Origin of the sequence: Pectobacterium polonicum (genome assembly GCF_005497185.1) — a bacterium.
Lineage (GTDB): Bacteria > Pseudomonadota > Gammaproteobacteria > Enterobacterales > Enterobacteriaceae > Pectobacterium > Pectobacterium polonicum.
This window is the reverse complement of sequence record NZ_RJTN01000010.1, coordinates 120,557-130,460: the sequence shown is the minus strand read 5'-3', so window position 1 is coordinate 130,460 and position 9,904 is coordinate 120,557. Positions and strand designations below refer to the sequence as shown.

The 9,904-nt window shown below is 45.0% G+C and carries 9 protein-coding genes; 3 read left to right on the top strand and 6 right to left on the bottom strand.

The window, feature by feature from the left end:
• Positions 1–5: 5 nt before the first annotated feature.
• Positions 6–887 (bottom strand): hypothetical protein, encoded by an 882-nt coding sequence (locus EDI29_RS12340; protein ID WP_103199302.1) that lies wholly within the window; start codon positions 885–887, stop codon positions 6–8.
• Between the two features lie 337 nt (positions 888–1,224).
• Between EDI29_RS12340 and EDI29_RS12335 the strand changes: the two genes are divergently transcribed.
• A complete protein-coding gene (locus EDI29_RS12335; RefSeq protein WP_103199303.1) occupies positions 1,225–1,968 on the top strand; it encodes a hypothetical protein in 744 nt (247 codons plus the stop codon).
• Positions 1,969–2,294: 326 nt separating this feature from the next.
• Here EDI29_RS12335 and EDI29_RS12330 read toward each other — a convergent pair whose 3' ends face one another.
• The 4 genes from EDI29_RS12330 to EDI29_RS12315 form a co-directional block, all read right to left on the bottom strand.
• Positions 2,295–2,987 carry a DUF2786 domain-containing protein gene (locus tag EDI29_RS12330; protein ID WP_103199304.1) on the bottom strand — a complete coding sequence of 231 codons (693 nt, stop codon included), beginning with the start codon at positions 2,985–2,987 and terminating at the stop codon, positions 2,295–2,297.
• A gap of 63 nt (positions 2,988–3,050) precedes the next feature.
• Complete coding sequence (locus EDI29_RS12325) at positions 3,051–4,250, bottom strand: conjugal transfer protein TraF (protein ID WP_103199305.1); 1,200 nt, start codon at positions 4,248–4,250, stop codon at positions 3,051–3,053.
• Between the two features lie 132 nt (positions 4,251–4,382).
• The gene (locus tag EDI29_RS22750) at positions 4,383–5,168 is read right to left on the bottom strand and encodes a hypothetical protein (protein ID WP_103199306.1); all 786 of its coding nucleotides are present in this window, start codon (positions 5,166–5,168) and stop codon (positions 4,383–4,385) included.
• A 728-nt stretch (positions 5,169–5,896) separates the two neighbouring features.
• Positions 5,897–7,027 (bottom strand): site-specific integrase, encoded by a 1,131-nt coding sequence (locus EDI29_RS12315; protein ID WP_103199308.1) that lies wholly within the window; start codon positions 7,025–7,027, stop codon positions 5,897–5,899.
• A 110-nt stretch (positions 7,028–7,137) separates the two neighbouring features.
• On the opposite strand from EDI29_RS12315, the gene EDI29_RS12310 reads away from it, so the two are divergent.
• On the top strand, positions 7,138–7,560 hold the full coding sequence (locus tag EDI29_RS12310; RefSeq protein ID WP_103199309.1) for a phage tail protein: 423 nt from the start codon (positions 7,138–7,140) through the stop codon (positions 7,558–7,560).
• A gap of 71 nt (positions 7,561–7,631) precedes the next feature.
• Positions 7,632–8,021 carry a phage tail protein gene (locus EDI29_RS12305; RefSeq protein WP_103199311.1) on the top strand — a complete coding sequence of 130 codons (390 nt, stop codon included), beginning with the start codon at positions 7,632–7,634 and terminating at the stop codon, positions 8,019–8,021.
• A 277-nt stretch (positions 8,022–8,298) separates the two neighbouring features.
• On the opposite strand, the gene pilV is transcribed toward EDI29_RS12305, so the two are convergent.
• On the bottom strand, positions 8,299–9,897 hold the full coding sequence (gene pilV, locus EDI29_RS12295; protein ID WP_137741127.1) for a shufflon system plasmid conjugative transfer pilus tip adhesin PilV: 1,599 nt from the start codon (positions 9,895–9,897) through the stop codon (positions 8,299–8,301).
• Between the last annotated feature and the right edge of the window lie 7 nt (positions 9,898–9,904).

Here is a 9,904-nt window from a genome sequence, read left to right as displayed (position 1 = left end):
GTTCCTTACTGCAATGTGAGAATTTGAGGCTTCCCATTAACCCAAAAACGCGCCTGATTTCCGTCAATGCTGGCTAACGTCCAGCCATTAACCGATTCGCCAGGCGTTAGCATTCGTATATCTGACCAGCGATTGCTTGCTGAATGAGGGATGATGACGGCATATTGCTGCCCTCCCCGATGCTCAATACTGGTTAATGCAAAAGGGGCGGGAACGGGTTTAATTACCCGTTGAGACTTTTTTGCAGGGGTAGCCTTCTGCTTCTGCGGTGCTAACTTTTCAAATCTGTTTTGCCATTCAGAGGCTAAAGAGGAAATGCGTTTATCATGTGCATCTGCAGTTCCCTGAAGATCATTAATACGCTGTTCAAGGTGTGCGAGCCGTTCAGGAATGGCTGATTGCCCTTCTACACTTTTTATGTATTGATTCAGTTTCGTATCTAGGGTGTTAGCCCAATCATTCTGAGACTGACGCAATGTGTCTAGCTCCTGCACAGAAACAAACTCGCTCCGAAGCAAGCCAATTTTACTTTTCACATCTTGTATCTCTGCCGGCAATTGCTGAAGCTGGCCACGCCGAAATGCGGCATCAAGAGAGTCCAATTGAACGCTCTGCTGTTGAACGATCAGGAAAAGCACGACAGAAAGACCTAGCGGAACGAAAAATAAAACGGCAAGCAGACTTTTAAAGAGCCAGGAGAGCCGCGAAGATTGATTTTCCTTATCCGTAGATTCTTCTCTATTGAAGAGCCCCATGCGCCGCGCAGCGACGTCTGCCGAAGAAGTCTTGGCGTAATGTGCGTTGACCTCTTCAGCAAACGGATCATCTTCTTGAGTTTTAGTGAACGATGGTATTACGGTGTCTATAATGGAGGACTCAGTTGTCATGCCTCAAATCCTTGCCTTTGGTTAACGGTTTTCGCCATTACTTTGCAAAAATCGAGAACCAGAGACGACAAACAACTGAATATTAAGATTGGGAAATTTAAACTAGGGCTTGCATGGACATGACCTTTGTACAGTATTAAAGCACGATTAAACCTGACAGTCGGCAACAACAAGATCAAAGTTTTCAGTATACTGAACTATTCCTGTAATTCCTCTCGGGACGTTCAGGCAATTCTTTTCAGTACAACAGCTAGAAAGAAACCCTGCGCCCCTTGGACAGTAAGTTATAGCGGAATTTACAGTTCCCTTATTCAGACAATCTTATAAAAGGATATATATGGCAAGGCTTCTTTTACCAATAAGCATACAGCTTTGGGAGGCTACCGCCTCAATATCCATCATGCAAATGCTCGCCGAGCAGGCAGAGAGTAATATCGCCAATGCGGTCGAAAAGGCCGATTTACCAGGAGCTGTAACGGAAGGGGAATATATGGATGAGGGCCAAGACGAGTATGGAGAGATTTATACGTATCAACAAAGCTATTACTCATGTGGTTCATGCGTTGGTCTAGACCATGACGAAGTAAAATCCGAATACAAACATCTAATCACTCAGCTAACAAGACGCTCTGCATTTCTCACTATATTTGGCTTGTTCGAACATCGTATGAGCGGGTGTCTCAACGTTATGATTAATCGATCTGATTACAGAGGCGAAATCAAAGGAGGTACGGTTGAGAAAGCTCACACAATACTAACAGATGTCATTGGTGGAAAAGATATTGTTGATTTAGATCACCTTACAATAATCCGAAATATTATGGCTCATGGTGATGGTGTTGCTTCTGGCTATAAAGAAATCTTATACAAAAAAAGCAAGAAAACTGATCGTGAAAAAAGGTTACAGAGAGCAATACACAGAGCTGAATATGAAAGTTCAGGAATATCTGTCAATCGCGTTGATGGTGTCCTTATGGATGGCCGATTTTTAATGTACGCTGTTGGTGAAATTAAGCGGTACGTTGAGAATCTAGAAGCCGCAGTTCAAGCTTATGACACAGCTAAGGGTTGTAACACTTAACGTACAATGTATTTCGTTCCCCCAAGTGCCCTCCAGAGTGAAACAAACGGCCAGATTTATTGACCATAACTGGCCTTTAGTCTATACGTTTTCAGCCTGTGCCCAACTCCACATAGAGTTTAGTATCTAGGTATTAAGAGTCAGCGCTTGACAAAAAACAGTCTGTAAAATTAGGTGTAGCGTTGATCCACAAAAGTGACAGTTCAAATATTAGCTAATACATTTATCTCAAACAATGCAGGATATATAGGATTCTCTTCTTTATGATTCTGCTATCAAACCATTCATCTGACTACCCATTGTTATTGGTTTATCACTGAACTGGATTACCTCGCGATCTCCCCCATTGAGGTTCCACCAACCGCTTGGTGCAGCCTGGCATCTTTGCCAGAATTATAGCCAGCCGAATACGCATCATCATCTCCGCGACAGCTTTTCGCTTCACGGCTTTCCAGTTTTCCAAATCCTTCGGAGATCTGCTTGTAATACAGCAGCATTAACCTTTGCTCTTCTGCCTCGACGGAAAACCGGCTGATGGCATTCCAGGCTCCACTCACCCAACCAGCGCAAAATTGATCAGCACGATTGGTCTTTGTGCTGCGTTTGATTCGTTTATTTTGTGAAGAGATATACTCCCCTCTGGCTTTAACTAACTGGATGCTCAATACATCGAACCCATATGCAGCAATCTGCGGCCGCTCATTCGGACCGTAGAACGCAATAGAACGTCGGTGCTTCCTTACCCAAGTATAATAACAGCGCACACCGAATGCATGGCACAGCATGTTGGCCAAGCTGACCACATATTCAGGAAGCTTGTTCGCATCTGATGGGCAACTCTCACTGCGAAACTCTTTAATAGACTGGAGATCAATATCCAACTCACTCAAGCCAAATTTACGCATTAAATTTTGAGCCTGATTGATGGCATTAGCAGCCTCATGCTCATTTGTACTGCGCTTTGCTAAATGAAGGAGTTTTTGGATTTTCTCCATGTATTTTTCTTTTTCGTCACTCACTGGCTTTCTCCTTTCTACTGATATTCACAGGAGGGGCTATTGGTGAATAGCCCCTGTCCATCGTCAAAATGTGAACGTCAGTTGAGCAACAGCACCATACGTTCTGTCTGTTCCTGCCATGCCAGTGATATCCAGATGTACGACATCAAATGGGGACAAACCAATGCCGGCAGTAAAATAGGAGTTATCGCTGTCATGAATATCAGTACGATACCCTGCCCTCAGCTGTGCCCATTTCCAGGCATTCAGCTCACCGCCCACGCTGACAAATTGACTATCTTTATCAGAGTTAAAATGGCTTGCTGGAGTCAGATCGACATCAAGCGCAGTAGTAAAGAAGTCGTTACTGTATGCGGTTCCCAATGTGGCTTGAGGCTTGATTTTGAACGTGTCTTTGACGCCGTTGACTTCTTTCGTCTCGATGCTGCGGGCAACCAGGTTCTGGCCAACAAGACCAACAATCCAGTTATCACTCAGATTGGTTGAAAAACCGACATCTACGTTGGCGCCCGTTTTATCGTTACGATAGTTGCCACTACGAAAATCAGAGCTGTCATAGTTGTTGATCGCAACGTTGTAATTGAATGTATAGACGCGCTGCACTTTCGGTGTAATGCCGGCAGAGAACTCGAATCCGCCGACGTTGAATTCGCGTGCCATCGCAACACCGACATCTGCCACGACAGCAGCACGACCATTAGCGGATGACGTTAACGAACTCAGATCTGAGCTGTTTGCAGTACCGTTTGACACACCATCGAGCCACTGCAGGTCGATATCTGTTACATTCGTTTTGACCGTTGCAGTCCCCCACGCCTTGGCAACGACTGCAAATGGCAGAACGCTATTGGGAACTGCAGCAACCGTTGACGCACCGGCATGCGCTTTAGCATGACTTCCAGAAAAGTCTTGTAATGATCCACGCAGCCTCGACGCAGCTAAACTGGCATCTCCGCTAGCACTAACGATACGCTCAAACGATTTCCAATCATTGTTGATGCGATCGACACCATCCTCCAGATTATCCGGGTCTGAAACCTGAGCGCCGACTGCTGGCAAAATCAGACTAAAGTCATCTGACCTATCGAATTTCGTCAAGAGTGCAGGGTTAACCAGAGCAGCTGCACCGTAGTGTGATGATGCAACCCCAGTTCCCCCCATGGCGTCATTCCGAGCTTCCGTCCATGTTCCGGCTGCGTTAGCTGAAGCAGCAACCACGATGCCCGCAATAATAAAACTGCGTGTAATTAATGAGTGTTTCATTCTTTATTCCTATATGGAGGTTAAATATTTATGATTATGTTTTTCTTGGTATTCCCTGGTACTGGCACAACATTCTTTTGACAAAAAGATCCCCTGATGCTGGCGCACCATTAATAATGAAAAAATTACTATTTAACTGGCCAACCAATCTTGATAGTTTTTATATTCACACTTGTAATTATCAACAATCAGAATGGGAAACACAGAGCCATCAGTTAACGATTCAACTTGTTTCTGCGAATAAGCCAAATACTTGATATTTTTCCCTTTCGGAAGTTCCCATTCTTTCAATACACGATAAATCTTAATGATTGGGATATTAATTACCCCCTGAACATTTTTCCATTCCCGAGTAAAAGCAAAAGTCACATCACAATCATTCATTGCGCGAAAGAAAACCAACTCAGCGTCATCACTCAAATCATCATAATTCAGAGGTTTCTGTCCAAAAAAATGATAATTATCCATTGGATACATTTTCTCGCAAAATAACCACTGCACGTCGATTTCAAACCATGATGCCAATTGATGCAATACTTGAGGGTTTAGCAAGTCCAGTGTTCGTTCTGCGCTGGATAATGCCCCCTGACTAATACCAAATGGGGCAAGTAATTGCGCCTGTTGCAATACATTTACGCTATGAGCATCCATTAACAAACAAAAACGTTCATAAACCCCCATTATTTTGTCAGATGTTGATGCCCTGGCTTCAGAAAGCACCCCTTCCAAGATAATGCCGTAGAGCGTAGACTTGGAAACACCGATACGCTCGGCATGCATATCAAGGAACGCCCTGCTTTCTGGTTTGATTCTTACTGAAAATTGGCTATTACCACCATCATACTTTTCATCACGTTCAGGGAAGACCATGTCCCCTGAACGCAATAATGCAATTAACGCAGTATATGTAGGATTCATTCACTACGACTCCACATAAAAATCATTTCAATGTAATTCAGTAATTCGCTTTAATGTACTAGCGAGGTTAAACAACATTATTAATCGTGTACAACAAAATAAATCGATCGGTTCGATCTAATGTATCGATCACATTAAAGTAATGTACTTTTTCAATCCACGATAAATTAATCACATATCATTAAAAATTTATCGAACCATAACTACGATCATTACACCACCACGGCTGACCCTCACCAATCGCCATTCTTGAAACAACATCTGGCACGTGATCCCTATTCGTTCAGTTCTGGAGAGAATAACTTTAGATACCCGGTAGCTATGACCGTATTTAGCCAAAACCGTCTCTGCTAGCTTCACCTGAGAGGCTCGCATCAAATGAGAACGAAAAACGATTGGCCTATTCTTCTGAAGAGCCTGTTGCAAGACCGTAACAAACGCAAAGTTAAATTTCTGTAACTGTGCCTTGTTCATGTTCCCTATACGAGAAAACACCGCTAAATGTATTACCATATACCGTGTTTTTCTATGCTTCAGTGATGAAATAGCAAACCCTTTAAACGGCACCAATAAACATATGACAGAGTAGAGTGGGCAGTACAGAACAAGAAAGGTGATAAATACCAATAAAAAAGTCATAGCTGGACACATGAATATCTTCTAGATATCTAAGCATGCGAACTGCTTAAGGAAATGGCGATATTTAACTCAATATCGCCTATGCAAGTTTAAAGCGGGTTGATCAGTATGCGCTCAGGCATATTGACAGAAACATGGCCTGGGGGAGGCAGCCGTTCACCGTTCTTCGCGGCAATAGCCTGGAATTTGAGTAATTCGACAGATGCTACTTTTACTGCGTCATCATACGTTGATGCTGTCACTGTCAAATCATCAAGGTCAGAAAATGTGATTGTCACCTGACTGCCACAATCATGAACTTCGATATCTGCGGGGTAAGGAATAAATATTGAGGTCAGTTTTTGTGCCTGCTTTTTGCGAGCATCCAATTTACTGACAAGGTGAGTAGCCCTGAGATGCGTATACCTTTTTAGCATATTCATGGACTTATGCCCCGATATCGCAGCGACCTCCATGACGTTTAATGTCCCCAATTCAAACAGCCGGCTAATCGCTTCATGCCTCAAATCATGAAAATGCAGATCATTAATCGATAAGGATTGTAATGCGATACGCCAGGCACTTTTAAAGCCACTCGACGTATATGTAAAAACACTCCCCATATCATCGCGCCCCAGTTCGCCAATTTCCTTCAAAACCAGACGCGCCTTTGAAGACAATGGCACATCACGAGCAGAGCCATTTTTTGTTAACGGCAGGTGAGCAATCCCGAGTCGAAGATCGATATTCTCCCATCGTAATGACAGTATTTCGCCCTGCCGCATTGCGGTCTCAATGGCCAACCGGAAAATAGCTAATAACTCAGGTTTTTTACCTCTGAAGTAACGGGTCAGACCTCGTTCTTCTTGTGACGTTAATCGACGTACTCGACCCGAAGACACCGCAGGCTTTCTGACGTGTTCAACTGGATTACTCGTGCATGTTCCCCATTCGACTTTGGCCAAATTATACAATGCGGAGAGCAACGCAAGCTCAAGACGAACGGTGTTGCCACTGATAGATTTTTTTGTACGTGGATTTATCTGTGCCAGTCTGTCATCTCGATATCCAGCAATATCAACTGATGAAATTTCATCCATATGTCGGTTAGCAAGCGGTGATCTTTTGATAACGTTTATTCGATAAAATTCTTGCAACTGCCCCCGTTTATATCGTGAGACAGTAGCGAAATATTTGTCCAGCGCCTTGCTTAATAGCATCTTTTTTATACATTTTTTCATCAGAAATGTCCGTCCCTAAAATTTAAAAGGGAAGACAATACCGCAGTTTTCCTAATTGCCAATCCGGTCTGTGGAAATCATCTTCCTCCGTTCAGCCTGGTACCATTACGATGTGGGGGACACCTGTCCCCCCTGAGGGTTGGCTGGAACTCAATGGCCAGCTATTTAATCCCAGCGGCAATCCCGTTCTGGCCAGCTTGTATCCCTCCAGTCAGGTACCGGACTTCAGGGGATACTTTCCTCGGGGCTGGGATAATGGTGCAGGAATTGATCCAGATGAGCGGGCTATGCTTAGTTATCAGGAAGATGCTATTAGAAATCTGACTGGCGAATTCCAAACAATTGATTACTTCGGGTATGAAGCTAGTGGTGTATTTGGTCGCGTTGAAAAATCAGGTAGAGCTCAAATAGGTGGAACACCTCAAGACTGGAGTCATTCAAAAGTTCAACTTGATGCATCGCGTTCAGTACCTACCGCTGACGAGAATCGACCTAAAAATATCTCTGTGATGTTCATCATTAAAGCTGGTTGAACCGCTTGTGAGCGCCTTGCCAATCCGGTGCGTGGAAATCATCTTCCTCTATCCAGCCTGGCACCATCACTATGTGGGGAGCTCCGGTTCCTCCCGATGGTTGGCTGGAGCTCAATGGCCAAGTGTTTAACCCTAGTGGAAATCCCGTTCTGACTAGCTTGTACCCCACTGGTCAGGTACCTGATTTTCGCGGGTATTTCCCTAGGGGGTGGGATAATGGTGCCGGGGTCGATCCTGATAGCACCCGCTCTATAGCTAGCTATCAACCTGATGAATTAAAAGAACATACTCATACCGGCTCTATCATTCGACGATATACATGGGGCGGTCATATAGATGGTTGGGGGCTTGATAATGCACAAGGTGTTGATAACTATGATCCATCCGATTCAGGAAAAACTGGAGGTGTTGAGACAAGGCCTAAGAACATCGCTGTGATGTTCATCATCAAGGCCGGTTGATTGTTCGAAACAGTAAAACCTCTCAGTCAATGCAGTACAGGTTAGCTACCGATCAACTCTTTGATGACAACGCAAGAATAGAGATAATTCGAGTCTGCCTGGAAAATTCTCGATCGAACATAGTCATGGGGGCATGAAATCGATGGGTTATGCCCCCTGCAAAGATAGATATTGATATTCCCTGATAAGTGGTCATCAGAAGCAAAACCGCACAATGCACCCTGAGATTTTTCATCACCTGACCACGCACCGGATTGGCAAGGTGCTCACAAGCGGTTCAACCAGCTTTAATGATGAACATCACAGCGATATTTGTGGGCCGATTTTCTGCAGCTGTTGGGACTACTCTTGATGCATCAAACGTAATGATTGATGCATCGTTAGCTGAACCTGAGTTAGACGGGTAAGGCCAGCCGTAACTACTAAATACACCTTTCCCCCAGTTGGATGAGCCTCCAGGATTAAACTCGCCTGTTATATTGCGTATAGCATCTCCCTGAACACTGAGAATTGCTCTGCTGTCGGGATCAATTCCTGCACCATTATCCCAGCCCCGAGGAAAGTATCCCCTGAAGTCCGGTACCTGACTGGAGGGATACAGGCTGGCCAGAACGGGATTTCCACTAGGGTTAAACACTTGACCATTGAGTTCCAGCCAGCCCTCTGGAGGGACGGGTGTCCCCCACATAGTGATGGTGCCGGGCTGGATAGAGGAAGATGATTTCCACGCACCGGATTGGCAAGTAAGCATGGATCCAGTGCTATCATGGCCTATCAGGCCAGTTGTATCACTGATTGATGTCAGTCCCAGCGTCACCGCATCACAGGAATCGCCCGAAACAACAACCGTCTTTTGATACAAAAATTGGTCAGCAATAACCAACTTACCAGCACTGACATCAGCAGCAGCACTAACGTTTTTTTCTGAACTAATGTCGCCTTCAGCATTAATCCCTGCATTGAGCTCCGCGCGCTTTTTGTCATTATTCCATTTGAGCCAGGCCTCAATATCATTCCCATTGCGCCAACCAAAAAAGCCATTGCTCTCCAATGCCACAAATCTCGCGGCATTCACTTCATTTGCGTTGACCTGTTCAGCATTGTTCAGATTGTTCGAGTTCATATCGATAGCAGTATTCATCTGGTTATATTCCGGATGCGCATCACTACTAAATCGGTACAGACGATCGCTTTCTTTGTTAAGGCCTCCAATCACACCGCCGCTAATGGCTACAGCGATATGCCCTGGTTCCGCAGTTAACCCAAACGGCGTTACAGGAAGTGACCAGGAAAGCTCAGCACCATAAGCGGTATCTGCCTGCCCACCGAGTTCAGTTAACGATGGATCGCTGATAAATCCCCCCATCCCATCAATCAACTGTGCAATACGACGAACGGCGCCCTCATCCAACGCATCACCGCCTGTTGTCACCATCAGGGCTTCAAGTGATGGTTTAACTGACCCACTGAGTGTTCTAGCCCTGACCCCGAAACGATAGACTTGCCTGTCCACCGTCGTTGTACCCATCCCATCATCCAGATATCCGGCATCAATCAACGTCTGAGCAGTGAAAGGCTGTGGCAAGGGTGTAGACGTTCCCGTAGTACAGGAGGCAGGCGCCAACTGACATAAATAAGCATCATGTTTATCAGATACATACTTACCTGCAGCCTGGGAGACTTTACTCGCGTGACGAGCCACAGTCTGATAGTGCAGCTCAGTCACGTAGTTACTGATCACCTGCGTTACAAGACCAATCAACGCAATAAAAACAAGCACACCGATGATCGAATCTTTGATTAAGCTACCGCGGGCGGGCTGGCGTCGGATAAAGCGGCTCAAAAAGCCCTGTGATAACTGGATTATCGAAAACATAAGGCAA